The sequence below is a fragment of the Streptomyces sp. NPDC088197 genome (genome assembly GCF_044741185.1).
GTDB lineage: Bacteria > Actinomycetota > Actinomycetes > Streptomycetales > Streptomycetaceae > Actinacidiphila.
Window position 1 is genome coordinate 958,296 of record NZ_JBIUSD010000001.1, and the last position, 21,905, is coordinate 980,200.

At 67.1% G+C, this 21,905-nt stretch carries 15 protein-coding genes, 1 tRNA gene and 2 pseudogenes; 10 read left to right on the forward strand and 8 right to left on the reverse strand.

Features of this window, described 5'->3' with window-relative positions:
• Window positions 1–312 precede the first annotated feature (312 nt).
• From ACIOC1_RS04205 to ACIOC1_RS04215, 3 genes are read left to right on the forward strand one after another with little or no spacing between them, the layout of a single operon-like run.
• Window positions 313–1,200 (forward strand): hypothetical protein, encoded by an 888-nt coding sequence (locus ACIOC1_RS04205; RefSeq protein ID WP_401717353.1) that lies wholly within the window; start codon window positions 313–315, stop codon window positions 1,198–1,200.
• Between the two features lie 2 nt (window positions 1,201–1,202).
• Window positions 1,203–1,838: a polymorphic toxin-type HINT domain-containing protein gene (locus ACIOC1_RS04210; RefSeq protein ID WP_401852016.1), complete on the forward strand. Its 636-nt coding sequence runs from the start codon at window positions 1,203–1,205 to the stop codon at window positions 1,836–1,838.
• Window positions 1,835–2,095 carry a hypothetical protein gene (locus tag ACIOC1_RS04215; RefSeq protein ID WP_401309746.1) on the forward strand — a complete coding sequence of 87 codons (261 nt, stop codon included), beginning with the start codon at window positions 1,835–1,837 and terminating at the stop codon, window positions 2,093–2,095. Before ACIOC1_RS04210 ends, ACIOC1_RS04215 begins: the two co-directional genes overlap by 4 nt.
• A 108-nt stretch (window positions 2,096–2,203) precedes the next feature.
• Here ACIOC1_RS04215 and ACIOC1_RS04220 read toward each other — a convergent pair.
• The 3 genes and pseudogenes from ACIOC1_RS04220 to ACIOC1_RS04230 form a co-directional block, all read right to left on the reverse strand.
• Window positions 2,204–3,536 (reverse strand): annotated as a pseudogene (locus tag ACIOC1_RS04220) (tyrosine-type recombinase/integrase).
• Window positions 3,536–3,721, reverse strand: coding sequence for a helix-turn-helix domain-containing protein (locus ACIOC1_RS04225; protein WP_401851740.1), 186 nt, complete (start codon window positions 3,719–3,721; stop codon window positions 3,536–3,538). Before ACIOC1_RS04225 ends, ACIOC1_RS04220 begins: the two are co-directional and overlap by 1 nt.
• Window positions 3,718–5,479 (reverse strand): annotated as a pseudogene (locus ACIOC1_RS04230) (replication initiator). The gene ACIOC1_RS04225 and the pseudogene ACIOC1_RS04230 overlap by 4 nt, the downstream one beginning before the upstream one ends.
• A gap of 156 nt (window positions 5,480–5,635) precedes the next feature.
• Here ACIOC1_RS04230 and ACIOC1_RS04235 point away from each other — a divergent pair.
• On the forward strand, window positions 5,636–6,022 hold the full coding sequence (locus tag ACIOC1_RS04235; RefSeq protein ID WP_391041609.1) for a GntR family transcriptional regulator: 387 nt from the start codon (window positions 5,636–5,638) through the stop codon (window positions 6,020–6,022).
• 648 nt (window positions 6,023–6,670) lie between these two features.
• Here ACIOC1_RS04235 and ACIOC1_RS04240 read toward each other — a convergent pair.
• Window positions 6,671–6,931: a hypothetical protein gene (locus ACIOC1_RS04240; RefSeq protein ID WP_401851742.1), complete on the reverse strand. Its 261-nt coding sequence runs from the start codon at window positions 6,929–6,931 to the stop codon at window positions 6,671–6,673.
• 164 nt (window positions 6,932–7,095) lie between these two features.
• Here ACIOC1_RS04240 and ACIOC1_RS04245 point away from each other — a divergent pair, with 164 nt between their 5' ends.
• Complete coding sequence (locus ACIOC1_RS04245) at window positions 7,096–7,848, forward strand: hypothetical protein (protein ID WP_401851744.1); 753 nt, start codon at window positions 7,096–7,098, stop codon at window positions 7,846–7,848.
• 127 nt (window positions 7,849–7,975) lie between these two features.
• Here the strand turns inward: ACIOC1_RS04245 and ACIOC1_RS04250 are convergent, their stop codons facing one another.
• The gene (locus tag ACIOC1_RS04250; protein WP_401851747.1) at window positions 7,976–8,314 is read right to left on the reverse strand and encodes a hypothetical protein; all 339 of its coding nucleotides are present in this window, start codon (window positions 8,312–8,314) and stop codon (window positions 7,976–7,978) included.
• Between the two features lie 585 nt (window positions 8,315–8,899).
• Here ACIOC1_RS04250 and ACIOC1_RS04255 point away from each other — a divergent pair.
• Both ACIOC1_RS04255 and ACIOC1_RS04260 read left to right on the forward strand, forming a co-directional pair.
• Complete coding sequence (locus tag ACIOC1_RS04255; protein WP_401851749.1) at window positions 8,900–13,498, forward strand: RHS repeat-associated core domain-containing protein; 4,599 nt, start codon at window positions 8,900–8,902, stop codon at window positions 13,496–13,498.
• Window positions 13,499–13,575: 77 nt separating this feature from the next.
• Window positions 13,576–13,983: a hypothetical protein gene (locus ACIOC1_RS04260; protein WP_391041602.1), complete on the forward strand. Its 408-nt coding sequence runs from the start codon at window positions 13,576–13,578 to the stop codon at window positions 13,981–13,983.
• 14 nt (window positions 13,984–13,997) lie between these two features.
• Here ACIOC1_RS04260 and ACIOC1_RS04265 read toward each other — a convergent pair whose 3' ends face one another.
• Window positions 13,998–14,210, reverse strand: coding sequence for a hypothetical protein (locus tag ACIOC1_RS04265; protein ID WP_401851751.1), 213 nt, complete (start codon window positions 14,208–14,210; stop codon window positions 13,998–14,000).
• 149 nt (window positions 14,211–14,359) lie between these two features.
• Between ACIOC1_RS04265 and ACIOC1_RS04270 the strand changes: the two genes are divergently transcribed.
• Window positions 14,360–19,162, forward strand: coding sequence for a ricin-type beta-trefoil lectin domain protein (locus ACIOC1_RS04270; RefSeq protein WP_401851754.1), 4,803 nt, complete (start codon window positions 14,360–14,362; stop codon window positions 19,160–19,162).
• 92 nt (window positions 19,163–19,254) lie between these two features.
• The gene (locus ACIOC1_RS04275; protein ID WP_391041598.1) at window positions 19,255–19,722 is read left to right on the forward strand and encodes a hypothetical protein; all 468 of its coding nucleotides are present in this window, start codon (window positions 19,255–19,257) and stop codon (window positions 19,720–19,722) included.
• Between the two features lie 90 nt (window positions 19,723–19,812).
• Here ACIOC1_RS04275 and ACIOC1_RS04280 read toward each other — a convergent pair.
• Window positions 19,813–19,886: transfer RNA gene (locus ACIOC1_RS04280), tRNA-Gly, on the reverse strand.
• 406 nt (window positions 19,887–20,292) lie between these two features.
• Between ACIOC1_RS04280 and dcd the strand changes: the two genes are divergently transcribed.
• Window positions 20,293–20,868, forward strand: coding sequence for a dCTP deaminase (dcd, locus tag ACIOC1_RS04285; RefSeq protein ID WP_355346279.1), 576 nt, complete (start codon window positions 20,293–20,295; stop codon window positions 20,866–20,868).
• 14 nt (window positions 20,869–20,882) lie between these two features.
• On the opposite strand, the gene ACIOC1_RS04290 is transcribed toward dcd, so the two are convergent.
• Entirely contained in the window at window positions 20,883–21,818 is a 936-nt protein-coding gene (locus ACIOC1_RS04290; RefSeq protein WP_401851758.1) for a YIP1 family protein, read from the reverse strand.
• Window positions 21,819–21,905 lie beyond the last annotated feature (87 nt).

Sequence of the window (21,905 nt, forward strand, 5' to 3'; positions counted from 1 at the left end):
CTCCGACTCCTCCGGCGGCTCGACGGACCCGACACCTCACGTGCGGCAGGTCCGCCCCGGACAGCCAGGGCCGCGGTGATGCCGATGAGAACGGCGCCCGGTCCGGCGAGCACGGTGGAGAGGGCGCCGCCGACGGACCGTACCGTCTGGCCGCCACGCGCGAGGTGCGCGGTTCGCCAGGCGCGCCGGGTCCCTTCCGCGTGAATCGACCCCGGCGGACACGACAGCCGGAACGGCAAGCGAGCGGCGACCGGTGCCGGGTCCGCGGCCGACCGAGCGGACTCCGCGGCACCGCTCTCTGTCGGTGTACGGGTGCTGCCCCGCAGCGACGCCGAGGCCGCGGGCGTCAACGGCGTTCTGCTCTCCCTGACCTGGTATTACGACGACGGACCGCTGACGCTCGCCAACGAGCGGACCTGGAACCAGTTCCGCGGCTTCCAGGGCATGAAGGTCACCACCGGCAACGCGCCCGACCCGGTGACCGAGAGCGACTACACGTACTTCCGCGGCATGGACGGTGACACCCTGCCGAACAAGGGCACCCGCTCGGCCACGATCACCGACTCGCGCGGCGACCCCGCGGTCACCGATCTCGACCAGTACGCCGGCATGGCGTACGAAACCGTCCAGTACGACGGCGCCGGCAGCGGCAAGGTGATCACCGACACCGTCACCGACCCGTGGACCTCGGCCTCCCGGGCGACCCACAGCCTGGGCGACACGCTGCCCGCCCAGAACTCCTATCTCACCGGTCAGAGCAGGGAACGCGTCTACACCCCCTACTCCGACGGCCGAACCGGCGAGACCGAGACCGACTACACCCACGACTCGTACGGCCGGGTCACCAGGACCGACGACCTCGGTGACGTGACCACGGCGGCCGACGACCAGTGCGTCACCACGACATACGCCGACAGCACCAGTGCCTGGATCCTCGACGCCCCGGACGAGAACACCACCGTCGCCGTCAAGTGCGCCACGACGCCCGTCCTCCCACGCGACTCCGTCTCCGACACCCGTACCTACTACGACGGTTCAACCGCCTTCGGCACGGCGCCGACGGCGGGCTCCGTGACGATGAAGCAGAACGCCGCCTCGTACAGCGGCTCCACGCCGTCGTTCGTCACCATGTCCAGCAGCACCGTCGACGAATACGGCCGGACGCTGAAACGACCACGGACCACGACTTCACGGCCCTGACGATCGCGCCGTCGAAGCCGGCGGCCGCGGCGAAGTCGGCATCGGGGGCGGCCCGGAAGACCGCGGCGGTTGCCGTCCTCACCACCACCTGGCACCACCCCTTCTGGAACGTCACCACCTCCCAGTGGACCGACGCCTCCCACCTCACCCCCGGCACCCACCTCCGCCAGTCCGACGGCACCACCGCCGTCGTCACCGCGGTCCGCAATTACCACACGACGGCAGTGACGTACGACCTCACGGTCGCGAACCTGCACTCGCACTATGTACTCGCCGGTAGCACGCCGGTGCTGGTGCACAATTGCAACGGGACAATCGACCCGAGCTTGGTGAGGTTTTCGCAGGATACTGTCAGCCCACGTTTCGGCAGTGGAGAGACGATTGAGCAGACGGCGGCCGGTCTGCGATCTGGATATATCAAGCCAGAAGATCTTCCCACGGTGAGACTTCAGTACAAGGATGGAAATCTCTTCTCGTTGGACAATCGGCGGCTCGTTGCATTTCAGAAGGCTGGGATTCAGATGCCGTTCCGGATGGCGACTCCCGAAGAAATCGCAGGGGAGGCGTGGAAGTTCACCACTAAAAATGACGGGGCATCGATCTTGATTCAGCACTTCGACCCAGTGGAGTGGCCGTGAACTGGCCGGACCCAGCATTGAACGTAATCAACACGCGCGAGGATCTCGCCAAATACCTGCAAGGGCTGGCAATCCTTCTGCGCGATGGAAAATTGGAACTGCAGAATCCATCCACCTCGGACTTTGTGGACGCCTCCGCGCGTTGGACTAAATCGATGGACGGATTCTTTAAGAATGTCATCGGCGAGCCGGTTCCTGAGGTGCCCGACTGGGCGTTGATTGCAGCAATCTTTCGTGCGGCAGTCGTGTACGAGTAGAACGCGTTCGAGACTGTCAAGATAGTACTGAGCGGAATTGCAGCGGCCCCACTGGTTTTTTCCAGTGGGGCCGCTGAGGGTCTCTGACGGCAGTAGTTGACGGCAACGTCAGCGGACGGGTGCTGCACAAGTGGGTGGTTCGTCGCTGTCGTCGCATCCAGCGGCGGGCTGGGCGGGGTGGCGGAGGGCGTTGCCGAGGAGGTCGATGGCGTCGCGCTGGAGGCGGAGCCGGACGTGGGCGTATACCGTGGCGGTCACCCCGATGTGGGCATGACCGAGGAGCTCCTTGATCACGACGAGTTCGACGCCCTGCTCCAGGAGGAGGGTGGCTGCTGAGTGTCGGAGGTCGTGGAACCTGATGCGTCGCAGGGCGGCTCGGCGAAGGAGGGCGTTGAAGTGGCGGGTGAGGGTGGTGCCCTCGATCGGGCTGCCGTCGGGCCGGGTGAAGACGTAGCCGCTCGCCTTCCAGCCCGCCCCTGCCGCTTCGCGCTCCCGGCGCTGCCGGTCGCGGTGCTGTTCGAGGGAGTGCAGGCATTCGGTGGGTAGGGCGATGCGCCGTTCCGAGCTCTGGGTCTTGGTCGGCAGTGCGGTCAGGCCGCCGGAGTTGGTGCGCTGCAAGGTGCGGCGGATGCTGGCGGTTCCGCCAGCAAGGTCGAGGTCTTCCCAGCGCAGGCCGAGGAGTTCGCCCTTGCGCAGTCCGGTGCGCAGGGCGAGTTCGAACAGTGCGCTGAGTCGGTGTCCGTCGACGGCGGCGAGGAACGCTCGGGCTTCCTCTGTGGTGAGGGGTTCGAAGCGGCGGGGTCGGGGTGTGCCCATGCGGACGTTGCGGGCGACGTTGCGGGGGATCTCCTCTTCGCGGACGGCGTGCTCCAGGGCGGACTTGAGCACGGAGTGCACGTAGGCCAGCGTCAGCGGGGAGAGCCGCTTGCGGCAGCAGGTCCCGGCCGCGCAGCACTGGGGCTGGTCGCGGGCGGTGTCCAGGCCGCGTATGCAGCACTGGCAGGTGGTGCGGAGGTGGTCGAGCCAGGTGCGGACGTCCTTGGCGGTGAGCTTGGCGAGCTTCCTCCTGCCGAGACCGGGGATGACGTACAGGCGCACGCAGGCGGTGTAGCGGGTGTGGGTGTTTCTCCCGGAGCCGGTGGACCGCGACGGTCTCCAGCCAGTAGGTGAGGAACGCCGCTACGCTGCCCTGCGCCGAGGGGGCGGCGATGCCGCGGTTGCTGGTGGCGACCTTCTCCGTCAGCAGAGCCAGCGCCTCCTTCCTCGTGCTCCCGTAGACGTGGATGCGCTTGCGGGTGTCGCCTGCGGCGAGGACGTATCCGGCGGCTTCCCAGCGGCCGTCCTTGCGCTGGTAGACGGTGCCGTCGCCGTTAGCGCGGACCCTGCGCGAGCCGGTGCCGGTGCTGCTGGTGGAGGTGGTGTTGGTGTTGGGGTTGGTCATCAGGCTGCCTGTTCGAGTTGGTGGTGGACGGGGGCGTCAAGGGCGTGGGTGGGGATGCGGCGGGCGTGGCCGATGGTGAGGGAGGCGAGCTGGCGGGTGCGGATGAGGTCGTAGACGGTGGAGCGGCTGATCTTCAGGCGCGCCATGACCTCGGGCACAGTGAGGAGCTCGACGTCGGCGGTCACCCGGTCACCGCACTCCGGACAGGGGCGGTCAGCGGGGCGCCGGAGTGACCGGCCCGGTCACCGGGGCGTCGCGCCTGCCGGGGGCGGGCAGCTTGCTCAGGTGGGGGCTTCGGGGCAGCGCCCAGGAGGTCGGCGAGGTGGGCGAGTTCGGGCAGGAGGCCGCTGCCGGTGTACTGCCAGTGCGAGATCACCAGGGTGGTGTCCGTGCCGGCGCGTCGCCCGCTCTGCGTGTGGTGACCGCTGGGGTGACCGGCGTCGGGGTCGGTGTGACCGGCGGTCAGGTCAGCGCGGTCACTGCGCTGGTCAGTGACCGGCCCGCCCTCACCTGCCCGCTCCTGGGCATCGTTTTGGCGGGTGCGCCAGGCGCTGCGATCGGCTCGGAGCTGGGTGAGAGTGGTGGAGTAGTGGTGGGTGCGGGTGGAGAAGTGGCCTCGGAATCCGAGCATGTGGGCCCACTGCCGCAGGCGCAGGTGGGCATGCCGGAGCTGGGCTCCGAGGTGCCAGGCGGTGTGGATCATGCGGCGCGCATGGTCGGTGAGGTCGTGCTGGGCGAGTTCGGCCAGGAACCGCAGTTGGCGGTCGAGGGTGCCGGTGGTGGTCTCGGCTCCCTTGGTGGCGTACTTGGCGATATAGGCGGCGACGTGCCGGTCGGTGGGGGTTCCGTCGCCGGTGAAGTCGGTACTGCGGATCGCCCGGACGTCGATCTGCTGCCCGAATCGGAACACCGAAGGCTCCGAACCCTGTGCCAGGTCGGCCCTCCCTGCCTGGGAGGGCCGTTGAGGCCGAACGCGGCTGCGCTTTGCGGCGGCGCGGACGGCGTGGTCGAGGAGCCCGGTGGTGGCCCAGGCGGGTGGGGTGCTGGTGGGGCTGGTGGGTCCGTCGATGCGGATGACGGTGTGGAAGTGGATCTGGCCGCGCTTCTGGGCCCACAGGGCGGGGGCGTGGGCGTTCCACAGCACCGCCCCGGTGTAGTCGTACCGCTGCGGGTCTAGCGGCGTGCCGAGCAGCGGGTCGCCGTCGGTGTGCCGGGTGCCGCAGGTGCACGGGGACGCGCCGGGTTGGTTGTGGACGGGGGCCGAAGCCGGGGGCGGTGAGGGTGGCGAAGACGCGTGGGTGGGTGGAGACGGTGGCCGGGACGGCCTTGCCGCCGCGTAGTCCGGCGGCGATGAGCTGGTAGGTGTCGTAGCGGTAGACGTGCGAACAGGAGGGGCAGCGGGTGGCGCGGCGGTTGCCGCAGCGCAGCAGGAGTTCCCCGGCTGGGAGGCGGCGAGTGTCGAGGTGGTCGAGGATCTGGCCGGTGGCGGTGTCCATGCGGGTGCGGTGACCGGTCATCCGGATCGGGCGTGCGCAGCCGCCCAGTGAGCCGATCTGCCGGGCCAGGGGTGCGAGGTGTCCGGCGGCGGCGAGCTTGGCCAGCCTGGCGGTCAGCCGCGCCCGGCGTTCCAGCGCCGAGTTCCTGTTCGCTGACGTGTCGGGGCTGGTGGTGCGCGCCGGTGCGGCGAACGCCGTGCTGGCGGGAGTGAAGGTGGTTGCGGGGGTGGGGAGTTGGAGCTGTGCGGGCATGGGGACAGACCTCCGGCAGGAGTCGGGAGAAGAGGAGAGGCGATTGAGGGGCGACCCGGGTGGTCGGCGCACGTGGGCGCGGTGCGCGTTATGGCGGGCGCGGATGGTGGGCCGGGGACGTCTGGCCTGGTCAGCGGTGCTGTTCTGCGGCGGTGCGTGAAGGTAGCGTCGCTTCAAGCGCGCATTCAAGTACATCCCTCCTCATCTGTTTCGGTGGTCGGTGGGGACGCGGGTACTGTGGCCCCGGTCTTCCGTTTTGGACGGGCCGGATTTCGGTGGTAGTGGCGCAGAGAGGGCGGGTGACCTGCGGTGACAGTGGGGCGGCGCGGGCGTAGACCGGCTGGCGGCACGGTGTTGCTGACGTTCGAGGTCATCGCCGAGGCCCTGCGGGAGCGGATCCGCTCCGGGGAGCTGAAGCCCGGGGACGCGCTGCCGACGCAGGCCGTGTTGATGGCGGAGTACGGGGCCTCCAGCCTGTCCGTGCAGAAGGCCATGGCCCTGCTGAAGCAGGACGGCTACGCGATCTCCCGCCCTGGCAAGGGAGCCTTCGTCGCCCACCCCGACGACGGCATCGACGGCGACTCAGGTGACGGGGAGGCGGGGAGCACGCCCGTCGGCGGGACGGCGGCGCGCGTCGAGGCACTGGAGCTGGCACTGGCCGAGACGATTGATCAGCTCACCGCCCTGCGTGCCCGCGTCGAAGCCCTTGAAGCGGGCGGCACCGAGCGAGGCTGCTGATCTGTCGGCCGCAGGACGTGCCAGGGGCCGGGGTGCGTCCAGATTTTCTTTACGAGGTTCAAGGCGGGCCCTGTCCGCCGGAGCTCGCCGACCGTCGCCGACCGACTCGTCACTGGGCAAGCACCCGACGCCCGACGCGGGGTGTCGGCGGAGACCGGGCCCGCGCCGAGGGTGCGGTCCCGACCGATGCCCGCAGGCAGCAAGTTGTGGCGTAAGGACTCCTTGCCCCGTGGCGGAGCAAGTTGTCGCCTGCGACCGTCCTACGGCCGGATCGCAGACAGAGGGCCAGCCAGGGGGCCGACCCTCACGTCCGTCGCCGCGGTTACCGAGGGCGGTGGCCGAGGCTGCCTCCAGCGGGGAGCGAAGCTCCCGACAACCCGCCGTCGCCCGACCCCTCCGCCCCGGGTTGCCCGACCATCGGGGCGCGAGGCAAGCCGTTCGCCCAACGGGGGCCTCGACGGCCAAGCCGCCGAGGCCCCCGGATCACGTGACTGGTCTACACCACCGACGGCAGTAGTGACGGCAACAACCACGAACAACCCCGGCCGACCCCGTACCCCAGCGAGACACCGAAAGTCGCTCTACCTGCGAAAACGCAGGTAGAGAGGGGTCGCATAGCACTCGTACTATGTGCTGGCGGGGGCCACATCAGTCCTGGTCCACAACTGCGACGTAGAGATCACTCAGGAGCAATTGGATACCCTTTCCGTCGGAACCCATGCGAGCGGCGAAGGAATTTCTACGACGGAACCGGACCCCTTGCCCCAAGAAATTCGAGACGCAGTTCAAGATGATGTCTGCCACACCTGCGGCGATACGCAGCCCGGTGCCGGTCCGGTGAAGATCGGCGATCACCAGCCGCCTGTCAGTGTCAGTCCCGTCGGCTTCAGCTACCGCGTTTTCAGTCATTGCTCTGTGTGCAGCGGAATCCAGAGCAGGGCGGTGCAAGTTCTGGCTCGCATCCGAAGAAACCACCAGATCTACGAACCGAAGGGGAACTACGAAGAGTTGATGGAGCTTGCGCGTTCACACGTTTCGGGTGGATAGGCGGAGGAATTGACTGGGAGAAGAATATGAAAATCGGCGAAATCGAGGTGGTCCTGAATCATGGCCTTCTGGTGATTGGGTCAGGCGAGGATCCGGAGTTCGACCTATTGGTGGACTCTCCTCCGGTGAGTGATCAAAGGCATGTCATGGTCGCTACTCGTGCTCAGATCGCACCGGTGAGGGTAGGAGTGTGGCGTGGGACTTCACCAGTCGCACCCCGACCGGTCTTCACCGGTCGGCTGCTCCTCGCTACCGGATATCTGACGTTCAGAGAGAGCTCGGAACAGCCGTTTTTCGCATGGCCGGCCGTGAGCTCGGGGTCCTCGACCCTGGTGTCGGTCGGTACCGACGCGTGGGACGCGGCAACGGACGTGACGGTCGTCATCGATCCGAGCCAGGAGAGCTGGCCGGACCTGAGAAGTCGAGAGGGATTCGTGGCTTCATCAGCCGAGGTTTCCTCCATTTCGCAGATCGACCGGGTACTTGCCGGGCACAATTACCCGGAGGAGCGCCTCGCGGCGGCGTTGAGAATTCTGTCCACGGCATCTTCGGAAGACGTCTCGGCGGCGCGTATTCGATATGGAGTTGAATCCGTCAAAGAATGGATGAAGTGGCTGCACCCGGCCATTTCCGCGAACTCCTTCGGTGGGGTTCCAGAGATCATTGAAGACACCGTCACCGGGACGAAAAACGTGGAGGCGGGCGTGCGAGCTGTCATGATGAATATTTCGACCGCCATCGGTATTACCATTGATGAGTTGGTTTTGGCTCACCGGTAGGGGCAACTCGCCGATTTGAAGTCGGCCGCTGCGTGGTCGATTGGAGAACGTCCCGTTTGGCGCTCTCGAAGAGCGGGACTGGGAGGAATCAGGGATGATGTGCCGGCGGGGACAAGCCGTGCCTGGTTCACGAATACGACACAACTGATCGGTTTGCAGATTTCTCGGTCGAGGCTATGCGTGGCCGGGCGAGATTTACGTAAGGTGCGGTCGAGTGGAGGTCGGATTCGTGGGCCTGCTGCTCAATCACCCGATCCTGATCATCGGTTGGACTGGATTTGTCGAAGACTATGCTGCCGTTCCAATCGATGACCCCAAGTGATCCTCCCGTGTTGACCTGGTGCTCGACGGAGGCGGCGACGAAATCGAGATCGGCACCGTGGCGGAGTTGCCGATTCCTCGGACCGGCGGTGTCACGGGTACCGTCGATCCCGATGCTGCGCTTCATCTGATGTTGAGCGAGCACGACCTCCCCCTTCACCGACTGGCCAACGCTCTCGATCTCATCCTCAGAGAGTCGGTGAGCAGTTTGAGCGGTGGGTCACCTCGAGCGGGAGCGCTGAGGTCCGCACGCCTTACCCGACTCGTCCAATGGCTGCATGGGCAAGCTCCATGGGCTTCGCCCAGCACCCTTCTTAATGTCAGGACTTCTACAGAAGAACGGATCGTACAGGCCGGCCGGAGAAGCCTTGAAGATTTCGATGCCGCCTACACCGCGACCGACATCATCCGGCTTCTCCAGCAAGACCGCTTCCGACGCAGCGTGCCAGAATTCGGACCTGGGGCCCTATCAATGGAGCGGATGACGGGAATCGAACCCGCGCTCTGAGGGAGCGATCTCGAACATGGCCCAGTTCGGTGCGAAGGGGATGTGTGGCGATCGCAGTTCGCGAGAACGGTTGAGATGTTGCGGGTCCGGTCCGCATGGGACCAGATCGTAGGCGGGTTGCTCACGTACCTCTGCTGTCACAGACCTCGGGTGGAACAATGGCTGTTCGCCGAGGCTGATGGGGGTGCTGGCGGGGTGACGGGGCGTCCGACGGATTGGGATGTGCTGGATCTGGACCGGGATCCGGTGCCGGGTGATCCGTTCGAGGTGAAGGAACTCGCGCGGAAGCTGGGGGATTTCGCTGATGATGTCGCCTCGGCGCTGCGGTCGGTGCGGGGTCTGAGCGGTGACACCGTCGTCCAGGAGTGGGCGGGGCTGTCGGGGGACGCGTACCGGCGGCAGTTCGGGGATCTTCCCGGTGAGCTGGACAAGCTGGAGCGGTCCTACCGTCTGGCGTCGGGTGCTCTGGATGATTACTGGCCGAAGCTGGAGACCGCGCAGGGTGACGCGGACCGGGCGCTGGCGCAGGGGCGCACGGCGCGCCAGGAGCTGGACACCGCCAAGTCGCAGCTCACGAACGCTGATGCGTGGGTGAAGCGGGCGCAGGACAAGTCGAAGTCCTACCAGGAGGACCCGAAGCCGGACGTGCCGCCGCCGTCGGCGGAGGAGGTGCGGGCGGCGGCCCGTAATGCCACGGACGCTCAGAGCGCCCACACCACCGCCTCGACGGCTGTCCACAGCGCGCAGGCGAAGCTGGATGCGGCCAAGCAGCTGGCGGCCGACGCGGCCCAGTTGCGGGACGATGCGGCGTCGACGGCGCAGCACGCGCTGCATGAGGCGTCGGATGCGGGGATCAGGAACAAGCACTGGTGGGAGAAGGCGGTCGACTGGGTCGCGGACCACTGGGACGACATCATCGCGGTCTGCAAGGTGATCGTCGCGGTGCTGGGCATCGTCGTCCTGATCATCGGCGGCCCCCTGGCGTGGCTGGTCCTGGCCGCCGCCGTCCTGGTCCTGGCCGACACCGTCATGAAATACCTACAAGGCCAGGCCAGTTTGTGGGACGTGCTGTTCGCGGCGCTGGACTGCATCCCGATGTTCAAGGGCCTCACCACCGCCGGCGGCCTGTTGAAGATGGCCCGCGAACTCCCCGCCCTCCTCAAATCCGGCAAGGCCCTGGAGAACATCGCCAACAGCGTCCGCAAAGGCGGCGCCGCCCTGCGGGACATGCGCGAGACCGCAGTCCGCATGTTCAGGCGCTTCAGGTGCGGCGATCCGATCGACATCGCGACCGGCGAAATGGTCATGTCCGCGGTGGACATGCAGTTGCCCGGAGTTCTTCCGCTGGTGCTGGAACGGCACCATGTGTCGTCCTATCGTGCGGGCCGTTGGTTCGGCACGTCGTGGGCTTCCGGCCTGGATCAGCGTCTCGTCCTGGACGATCAGGGAGCGCAGTACACATCTGAGGACGGAATGGTCCTCTATTACCCGATTCCGAACCCGGATTGGGACGTCTTCCCGGCCGAGGGGCCTCGCTGGCCTCTGCGTTGGGACGGTGTTCCGGGCGGGGAGATGCGCATCACGCGCCCGGGTCAGGGCCAGATCCTTGGCTTCCGGGCGCTGCCGGGCGGCCCCCCGGCAGAACTCGCGCTCACGTCCGTCGCGGACCGCAATGGGAACGTCATCGATGTCCTCCACACGGCGGAAGGCGTCCCCCACGAGATCCGGCACAGCGCTGGCTATCGCGTCGGTCTGACGACGCAGGACCGGCGAATAACCGAGCTCAGGCTGCTGAGCGACGCCGACCGGCCGGTTGTGCTCCGCTATGGATACGACGAGCGTGGCGACCTCACCGAGATCATCGACTCCTCCACTCTGCCGTTCCGCCTGAGCTACGACGACCATCATCGTGTCACCGGCTGGGAGGACCGCGGCGGCACGCGGTACCGGTACGAGTACGACACGGAAGGCCGCTGTGTCCGTACGGCCGGCTCGGAAAACGTCCTCGCCTACGACTACGCCTACGACACCGCGAACCGCACCACACGCGTCACCGATTCGCTCGGGCACACCACGACGTACGAGTTCAACGAGCTGGGCCAGCTCGTCCGTACGACCGATCCCCTCGGCAACGCCACCGTCCGGACATGGGACCGCCGGGACAATCTGCTGTCCCGCACCGACGCCCTGGGCCGCAGCACCGGCTACGCCCACGACGAGGCCGGCCGCCTGACCCGCTTCACCCGGCCCGACGGCGCCGTCACCACGGTCAGGTACAGCCCGCTGGGGCTGCCGGAGACGGTCACGCTGCCGGACGGCGCCGAGTGGCGCCACGAATACGACGAGCGCGGCAATCTGATCCGTACGGTCGACCCGCTGGGCGCTGTCACCGGACGCGACTACGACACGCGCGGTCGGCTCGTCCGGATCACCGACGCCCTGGGGGGCGTTCGCGAGATGACGCCGAACGGCGCGGGCCTGCCGACGGCCACCACCGACGTCGACGGCGCGGTGACGGGCTACAGCTACGACGCGTTCGGCCGGATCATCGGGATCGTCGACGCCCTCGGCGCGGAATCGACGCTCAACTGGACGCCGGAAGGCAAGCTTCGCGGCCGGACGCGTCCCGACGGGACGACGGAAGAGTGGATTCACGACGCCGACGGCAATCTCGTCCGGCACACCGATCCGCAGGGGACTGTGACGCGCTTCGACGTCGGGTCCTTCGACCGTCTGATGACGAAGACCCTCGCCGACGGCACGACCCTGCGTTTCGCCTACGACACCGAACTGCGGCTGACCTCGGTCACAAACGCCACCGGCCGGCAGTGGACTTACGACTACGATCCGCGCGGTGTACTCCGCGGCGAAACGGACTTCAACGGCCGGACGGTCCGGTACGTCCACGATGCCGCGGGCCAGCTCGTCGAGCGGATCAACGGCGCCGGTGAGGCTACGTGTTACGTCAGGGATGCCGCCGGACGCGCCGTCGAGTGGCACGACGGCGACAGCGCCACGTACATGGAGTACGACCCGACCGACCGGCTCACTCGCGCCGTCAACGCGGACACGGAACTGCTGCTCGAACACGACGCCCTTGGACGGGCGGTTCGGCAGACCGTCAACGGCCGCACGCTGACCAACACGTACGACCGGCTCGGCCGTCGGACCGAGCGCCGCACCCCGAGCGGTGCGGTGAGCACCTGGGAGTGGGACACGGGGATGCGTCCCACGGCCCTGCGCGCCTCCGGCCGGCACATAACGTTCGGATACGACGTGGGCGGCGTGGAGACCGAACGGGTCCTCGACGGCGGCCTGGTGAGGATCCGGCAGGAGTGGGACAGCAACCGTCGCCTCGCCTCCCTGACTGTGAGCCGCGGGGGCTCGTCGGACGGGCCGGGGATGCCGGCCGCCCGGCGTACGTACGCATACGGGGCGGACGACCACGTCATCCGCGTCACGGACGCGGCGGGCGGACGCGGATTCACCCTCGACGCGATGGGCCGGGTCACCGCGGTGTCCGCCGAGAGCTGGACCGAGCGATACGCGTACGACGCGCTGGGCAACGTCGTGGTCGGTCAGTGGGACACCGGGCGGCTCGGGGACAGCAGCCCGAACGATGCCGCGGAAGCCTCCGCCGTGACCGGCGACCGTGTGTACGACGGCACGCTGATCAGGCGCGCGGGCCGGACCTCGTACGCGCACGACGCGCAGGGCCGGGTGATCCGCCGCGTGCGCAGGACGCTCTCGGGGACCACGACCGCCTGGCGGTTCCTCTGGAACGCCGAGGACCGGCTCGTCGAGGTGCGCACGCCCGACGGGATCCGCTGGAGGTATCTGTACGACCCCCTGGGGCGCCGTACGGCGAAGCTCGGGATCGGCGAGGACGGCACGGTCGTCAGCAGGACTGACTTCGTCTGGGACGGTATGCAGCTGGCCGAGCAGATCGTCTCCACCGGCTCTGGCTCTGGCTCCGGCTCTGGCGACGGCACGGTCGCCGTCACGACCTGGGACGCCCTGCCCGGCAGTCATCAACCGGTCTGCCAAACCGAGCGGGTTCTGACCGCCGACTCGCCGCAGAGCGACATCGACGCACGTTTCTACGCGATCGTCACCGATCTGGTCGGTTCACCGACCGAATTGGTCGACCCGGACGGCGATGTGGTCTGGCGGGCCCGCGGCACGCTCTACGGCGTCCGCCCGCCCGACGCCGCCGACGGTGTCCAGTGCCCGTTGCGCTTCCCCGGCCAGTACTTCGACGCGGAGACGGGCCTCCATTACAACGTCTTCCGCTACTACGACCCGGAAGTCGGCGGTTACTTCAGCCCGGATCCGCTCGGGCTCGATCCCGGACCCAACCATTACGCGTACGTGCCGAATCCCCTGTCATGGTGCGATCCCCTGGGGCTGAAATGCCTGGAGTTCTTCTCCGTCCAGGGACTCGACGACGCGGCGCGGCTGCGCGGCACGGGTGAGCCCTGGCCGCTGGAAATGCATCGCGCTCACTTCGGTCCGGGCGTCTACTCCTGGGGGTCGCGTGCCGAAGCGGAGAAGTACCTGGCGCTCAAACTCCGGAGGTCGGAGAACGCCGATCTCGAACTCATGCGGTTTACCATCCACGAGAAGGACTTCGCCAAGCTCAAGAAGGTCGACATCTCACAGATGACCGACGACGAGGCGCAGGCGTTCCTCGACCGCTACAGCCTGATGTCCGACACCGGGAAAACGGACCACGGGCTGGAGTACATCACCCGGCCGACCGGCATGGGCCCCGAGCACTTCTTCGACAAATCCGTCTTCGGCCACCTCACATTCGACTAGGGGCCGACCGCCTTGACGAGTTGCGACCAGCCGTGTGACCAGTCATGACCAGCACATCCGACAAGCCTGGAGTTCCGTTGAGTCCCAGCCCCTTCGTCTACCGCAAGATCCTCGGTCCCTGGGCGCTGTACGCCGAACTCTCCGCCGCCGTCTCGACGCCGCCGACGCCGCCCGACGGCGCACGCCGGGTCACCGATCACGTGTGGCTGCACGTCCTCGACGACGCGGCCACCGAAGAGGACGTGACCCAGCTTGAGTTCGGCCTCCGTCAGGTGGCCGCGCAAATCGAGGGCTCACACCAGAGCGACCTCGTCGTCATCGAGGTCAACACGCTCGACTACATGCCGACCGACTACCAGCCGGAGGCCGCCGCCGCGGCCGTCGCCGAATGGAGCGCCCGCGAATTCGGCTTTCCGCCCCCGGCCGTCGAAGTGACCTTCGACCGCGCCACCGGCTACACCCTCACCTGGCCGCCATCCCACTGAAAACACCCTGCGGATCACTTCGGCGCCCCCGCCATGATGTCGCCTCCGGACACGCTTCTGGGGCGCAATTGACGCAGTGGCCGACGACGGAGCGCGTCGCGGTCGAGCGCGCTCACGAGGCGTTGCTGGCATTCGGAGTGAGCGATGGTCGGCCCATGTGGGAGGTCACCGACCTCATCGAGGGAATCGCACATGCAATGGGCGGCCTGGAACAGCGGCTTGTTCATCAGGGCGCGCTACGCGGTCCGGGGTCGGACGTGGATTGAAGGACAACGAGAAAAAGCCCCGGGCGATAAACCCGGGGCTTTGGCAATGGAGCGGATGACGGGAATCGAACCCGCGCTCTGAGCTTGGGAATCACAGGGGCGCGCGGTCGGTGAAGCTGCAGGTCGCGACCTATCGGCGGGCGGGCGGTTGCTTGTCGGGTGTGCGGAGCCTGACCGTGGTTGGCCGAGCCGTACCTGTGCGTCTGGCGCGATGTGGTGCGCGGCTCGACCAGAGCGGCACCTCGGCTGTCGGCCGGATCTCGGCCGTGCGTAGTTCCACCGGATACAACGGCAGTACCGAGAACTGGCAGACGGACATGGCGACGGTGTACGACGGCGCCGGCCGCGCCGTCGATGCGCTCGACATCACCGGCCAGGACACTCATACCGACTTCACACCGGCCTGGACCTCCGCAGGCGGAAACACCAACGCCGTCGGCATCACCACCTACAACGCGCAACGGTGGAAGGAGGTCTCCACACTCGATCCGCTGCGCGGTGTGCCGACCGAGGACATCGACGCCAACAACCGCGTCACGGACATCAGTTACGACGCACTTGGCCGACGCACTGCGGTCTGGCTACCAGGCCGTGACAAGGACGGCGGACAGAGCGCGGACATGACGTTCGCCTACTCGATCAACCCGGGCGCGGTGGCCGCCCCGGGGGGCACGATCACCTCTCCGGGTGCCCCGTCCACGGTGACCACGAAAACGCTGCGCGAGGACGGCACCTACGCAACGTCCATCGCGATCTACGACGGGATGCTCCAGTCCCGCCAGACGCAGAGCACCGCTGCCGGAGACAGCAACTCCGGCCGGATCATCTCCGACACCTTCTACGACTCCCACGGCTGGCCGACGGTGTCGTACGCCCCGTACTCCGAACCCACCGCGGTCCCCGGCACCACACTGTGGGCCGCCAACGAGAACGAAGTCCCTTCGGAGACCACCACCGAATACGACGGCGAAGGCCGCGCGGTCACCAGCACGCTGTGGCACCAGGCCGTCCAGCAGTGGCACACCACCACCGCCTATCGCGGTGCCGACGAGACCGACACCACCGCACCCGTGGGCGGCCGCACCACAGCCAGCTTCACCAACGCGCTGGGGCAGATCACCAGCAACGTGGTGAAGAACACCGGTGCGACCGTCACTCTCGCCGCCGGCCAGACCATCCCGTCCGGCACCTCGCTCACCTCCGACAGCGTACGGCTGACGATGCAGGCGGACGGAAACCTGGTCCTCAGCGCATTGGCCACCGGGACGACCATCTGGTCCAGCGGCACGAGCGGCAACCCCGGCGCCTTCGCTCAGTTCGGCACTGACGGAAACCTCGTCGTCCGCACCACGGCGGGCACGTCCAAGTGGACCACCGGTCTCACCGCCACCACTGGCGCAACCTTCCAGGTGCGCAACGACTCCACTGCGGCCGTCGTCTCCAGCGCAGGCGGCACGCTCTGGCACCAGGGAACCGCGGACGCCGTCCGGGCTGCCGACGCCACCACCCGCTACACCTACACCCCCGACGGCCAGGTCGAGTCCGTCAAGGACACCGCCGGCAACACCTGGTCCTACGGATACGACTTCCTTGGCCGCCCGACGACCCGGACCGACCCCAACGTCGGGCAGAGCAGTCTCGACAAATACGACATCGCCGGAAATCTGTTGCAAAGCACGGATTCCCGCGGCCAGGTCATGTCGTACAGCTACGACTGGGACAACCGCGTCACAGCCGAGTACAGCGGCGCCTGGTCGGCCACGCCCGACGCCACGAAGGAACAGGCGTCCTGGGTCTACGACACGCTGGCCAAGGGGTACCCGACCTCCGCTACCCGCTACCTCAACGGTGCCACGGGGACGACGAGCAAGGCGTACACCCAGGCTGTGACCGGCTACAACGCCGCCTATCAGCCGTCAGGTTCCACGGTGACCGTGCCCGCCGCGGACGGGTTTGCCGCCGCCGGGCAGAGCCAGCCTCCCGCGAGCGGCACTGTCACGTACAGCACCACCAACGCGTACACGCCGACCGTCGGTCTGCTGTCGACCGTTAAATACCAGGCAGACGGCAAGCTCCCGGCCGAGGACATCGACTTCGGATATACGCAGCAGGGAAACCTCGACGGCATCGGCGGGTTCATCAGCAGCTCCAACACGCCGTCCTACCTCGACACCGCGGTCCACGACCCGTTCGGGCGAGTGCTGCAGACCAACTACGGCCCCACCGGCAAGGAATTGGCGACCTTTGCCCAGTACGACGTCACCACCGGCCGCACCACACAGACATCAACGATGGTGCAGACCTCAGTCACCGCCCTTGATGTCGTCGACTACCGCTACGACCAGTCGGGTCAGCTCACCGCTGCCGACGACCTGCAGAACAACACCACGCACGACACCCAGTGCTTCAGCTACGACTCGTTCCAGCGGCTGACCGCTGCTTGGACCGACACCGCGGGAATCACGAACCCGAGCAGCGCCCCGGTCGGCAGCGTCGGCCGCTGCAACACCGCTTCCGTGCAGACGAGTACCACCACACCCGTCAAGACGACGACCGTCGGCGGCCCGGCACCGTACTGGCAGAGCTACAGCTACGACCTGCTCGGCGACCGTACGGGCATGGTCGACCACGACTCCACCGGCAACGCAGCAGGCGACTCCACTCAAGCCACCTCCTACACCGGCGCCAACGGCACGACCAGCGTGGCATTGCCCGACCAGGCGGGCGCCACCACTACGACAAACCCGACCACCGGCACCGCGACCTCGACGCCCGCGTACACCGACCCGACGCACGGCGGTGTCAACGCGGGCGACACGACCAATCGCAAGGTGGCCTCGACCGGACCGCTGATCAGCGGATTCGCTCTGAGCGGCGGCGGCAGGAAATGCGTCGAGGACGCCGCGTCCTCCACCACGCCCGGCGCCAAGGTACAGATCAACACCTGCGGTACCGCCAACGCCCAGAAGTTGTCGGTCGGCACCGACGGCACCATCCGGGTGATGGGTCTGTGCCTGGACACCACCGGTAACGCCACCACGTCGGGCACAAAGATTGTCATCGACACCTGCTCTGCAGATGTCACCCAGAAGTGGAAGATCACCAGTGCCAACACGGTTGTCAGCGCAGCTGCCACCACGATGTGCCTCACCGACCCGGCGGCCAGTGCCACCAACGCCACCCAGCTGACGCTGGCGGCCTGCGGAAGCAGTGGACAGACCTGGACCAACGCCGCGGTCGGAGCCGTGTCCGCCGGCCAGACGCAGACCTTCACCTATGACGCCGAGGGTCGTACCGCGAGCGTAGCCACCGGTAACGGAGCACACACCAACACGAGCAAGTACCTCTACGACGCTGACGGCAGCCTGCTGGAGCAGACCGCGGCAGTCGACAGCACCGACACCACCCGGGTCCTCTACCTCTTCGGTGGCACCGAGCAGATCACCCTGAACGTCGCCAACAGCACACTGACCGGCCTGCGCAACATCACCGGACCCGACGGCACCACCGTCACCCGTTCCAGCACCGGCACGGTCACCTACCAGGTCGCCACCGTTCAGGGCACCGCCACCACCGCCGTCGACGCCACCACACTGGCGGTCACCCGCCGTTTCTACGACCCCTACGGCAATCCGCGCGGCGCCAAGCCGACGACCTGGGTGGCTCCGGACGAGAATCGCGGCTTCCTGGGACAACCCACGGACGCGGCCACCGGACTCGACCTGCTCGGCGCCCGCAACTACGACTCCGCTCAGGGCCGTTTCCTGACAGCGGACCCGCTCTTCCAGGCGGGCGACCCCAACCAGATGGGCGGCTACGCCTACGCCGCCGACAACCCGGCCAGTGGTTCCGACCCCACCGGATACGACGACTGGTACAACGACCCGTCGATGAACACGTGCGCCATCGATTGCGGCCCGCCCCCCGGCAATCCTGACGCGGGTAGCACCTCCACCTCCTCCACCACCTCCAGCGGGAGCACTTCGAGTACTGGCAAGAAGAGCGGTGGTGGCGGTTGCCACAGCTTCTGGAGCTGTGCGGGCCACGTCGTTGAGAAGGCCGCACCATACGTGGCCGTGGCCACGGTCGCAGTTGTCGCAGTGACGGCTGTCGGGGTTTGTACCGGGGAGTCTCTCGGTGTTGCTGGACCAGCTTGTGCTGAGGCCGGAACCGCAGCGGTCGTTTCCTCATGTGCCGCCCTCATGGGCGACTGCGGCCCCGGTGTGGGAGGCGACCCCACCAGCGAGGACTCCGGCGAGGATTCAGGCGCGGCCAAGTCCGCGGAGACCGACGGCGGCAAGGCCAAAACGCCCACGGCCGGCACGAAGGCCTTCGAGGACGCAGCTGGTGATGGCCACCCGGCCCCCGCCGACAACTGGGAAGCGGACCCCGCCCAGAACAGGGCCGTAGCCGAGCCGAGCGATCCGGCTACGGGCACTGAAAAGCCCAGCCCACGGGGAACCACCTCACGCGGACCGCGCGGCGCGAAGTCTCGTCCCGCGTACCTGCACAAGGAAGCAGCCCCCGCAGACTGGTCACCGGCCGAGCGAACCGACCGAGGTGATAATCTCGCCCGTTCCGCGGCCGTCGACAACCGCGTCTCGAAACTCGCCACTCGATCGTATGTCTCGGGTTATCACACCGAGACTGGCGAGATGGCAGTTGCCTCGTCCGGTCCGGATGTCTTGGGCTGCGAAGCCACCTATTGCGCAGAAGGGAATGTGGTCCGCGCACTGGGCGGGGACTGGACGAAGGTGCGTCTTGGCATCGCCTACACAACGAAGGCTGTGACAGGGTCGGATCCAAGAGAATATGAGCCGGCTGCGAAGAGCGTCTGCATAAAGTGTCAACTTGATTATCCACCCAGTGCCTTCGGTCCGGGTGTCGAGGGCGAGCCGGGTGGAGTATGGTGATGTGGCCTTGAGTAAATAGTAAAGTAAACAGGAAAGTAAGTCGGGTGCTCCAGTACGACTTGCTCCCATCCTAGTTCGAGGAGCTGAATTAATTGAGTCTTGCGCGAAGAGAACTAGGTCGGCAGGACTGGGATGCGGTGGAGTGTGGTTGCGGAGAATCGGCGGTACATCTGATCGCGCTGCTGGAATCCGCGATCGACGGGAACCCGGGTGTGCTGCGCGCTTTGGACGGGCATGTGTTCATCCAGTCGATCCTGATGCCCCCTGCGCCTGCGGTGTGCACGGTTGTCATGGCGATGTTCGCCGACGGGCTGCCGCCGGCCCAGGTGGAAGAAGCCACATGGGCTGTTCTCGGGTTTGCTGCCGGAGAGGAAGATGGCGATTCGATCGAGTCGGGCTACTATTGGCGCTGCTTTGAGACTATTCGCGATGGTCTTTTGTTGCTGTATCAGGAGTTTTTGAGGGAGCACAGTTACGAAACCGGTGGATATCTCGATGACATTCTTGAGATTATGGAATGGGACGCCTCGCGTCTAGCGCACTATCGAAGCCGGCCCTGAATATCTACCACCGGGCGTCCTTGACTGCGCGTGCCCAGAATCGGTCTTGACAAAAAATAAGCCCCAGGTTTTCGACCTGGGGCTTTTTTATGGAGCGGATGACGGGAATCGAACCCGCGCTCTGAGCTTGGGAAGCTCATGTTCTACCATTAAACTACATCCGCGTGAAGGCCCTGGTGGGGGTGGCTTCGTGGGGGAGTCTACCGCATGTGGGGGGTGGGGTGGGGCGTAGGTTGGGGGCGGAGTGGTGAGTGGGTGCGCGGTGGGTTGATCCCCTAATGTGTGGCTTTGTCGTCCACGCCGGTTGGTTGGGGAAGGGACTTGATGGAGCGCACCGTTGTTCGTTGTGCCGAGGGGCATGTGTTCAGTACGGCTTCGTTCCCGATGCAGCATTTGGGGGCCGAGCGGTTGGGGCCCGGGCGGTTGTTGAGGTGTCCCAAGTGCGCGCGGCTGAGGCACGCGGTGCCGGTGGCCGGGGGCGGGGAGAAGCGGTAGTCGGAGGCCGGTGAGGTGGCGGCTCCGGGCCGGAGGATTGGGTCGGGGCCGCTCCGGGCGCGTAACCTTCGGGGCGTGCTTCTCTCTGACAAGGACATTCGAGCCGAAATCGACAACGGACGCGTGCGCGTGGACCCGTTCGAGCCGTCGATGGTGCAGCCGTCGAGTATTGATGTGCGGCTGGACCGGTTCTTTCGGGTGTTCGAGAACCACCGGTATCCGCACATCGACCCGGCGGTGGAACAGCCGGACCTGACGCGGCTGGTGGAGCCGGAGGGTGACGAGCCGTTCATCCTGCATCCGGGGGAATTCGTGCTCGGGTCGACGTACGAGGTCATCTCGTTGCCCGACGACATGGCGTCGCGGCTGGAGGGGAAGTCGAGCCTGGGGCGGCTGGGGCTGCTGACGCACTCGACCGCGGGGTTCATCGACCCCGGTTTCTCCGGGCATGTGACGTTGGAGCTGTCGAATGTCGCGACGCTCCCGATCAAGCTCTGGCCCGGAATGAAGATCGGGCAGCTCTGCCTCTTCCGGCTGACCTCGCCCGCCGAATTCCCTTACGGATCGCAGCAGTACGGCTCCCGCTACCAGGGGCAGCGCGGGCCGACGCCTTCACGGTCCTTCATGAACTTCCACCGCACCAAGGTCTGAGACCCCGGGGCGGGTCAGATCAGCGGCAGCTTGAACAGGCAGAGAAGCGCGATCAGTTGGATCGACGCCGCCCCGAGCGCCTTCGGCCACGGCAGGTCGTGCGACTTGCTGACCATCGAGGTGAGCAGCGCCGCGCAGCCCAGCCAGGTGAGCCAGCCCAGGAGTTGGACGAAGCTGTTGGCGCCGCCGAGGAAGAGCGCGAAGAACAGACGCGGGGCGTCGGTGAGCGTCGTGATCAGGAGCGAGAGCCCGATCGTCGGCGCCCAGGCGCCGTCGCCGCCGAACTGCAGCGCGAGGGTGTTGGTGACCGCGCCGAGCGTGACCGCGGAGATGACGACGGCGACGGCCGTGGTGAGCACCCACGGGATGCTGGTGGTGAGCGTCGCGTCCAGGACGTCGCTGCGGGCGGCGTCGAAGCCGAAGACGGCGAGCAGCCCGTAGAGGAAGGTCACGGTCAGGGCCGGGCCCCAGACCGTGTGGTCGCGCATTTGCCAGAAGGTACGGCCGGGGCGCAGCACGACGCCGCTCAGCAACTCCTTCCAGTGCAGCCGCGGACCGACCGGCGGCGCGGCGGACTGACCCGCGCGGTACGTCGCCACGTTGTCGCCCGAGTACGGGGGCTGGGCGTACGGGGGCTGGGTGTACGGGGCCTGTGCGTGCGAAGGCTGCGCGTACGGCTGCTGCCCGGCGTACGGATCGACGTACGGCTCCTGGCCCTGGCCCGCGAACCCGGCGCCCAGCGTGAACGCCTTCGTCTGGCCGGGCGACTCGTCGTACCCGCCGGGCTGCCCCGCCGCGGGCGCGTAGTACTCCGGCTCGCCGGGAGGCGTTCCGTACGGGCTCTGCCCGTGACCCGAGCCCTGCCCGTGACCCGCGCCGTATCCCGGCCCCTGGCCGGGACGGCCGCCCCGGCCACCGCCCTCACCGTGTCGATTCCTGAATCCAGCCACGTCATCGAACGTACCCGGTAAGCCGCCGCACCGCTCCTGTCGGCCGGTCCGCCGCCGCCCATTGCTGCCAACCTGTGACACGCGGCG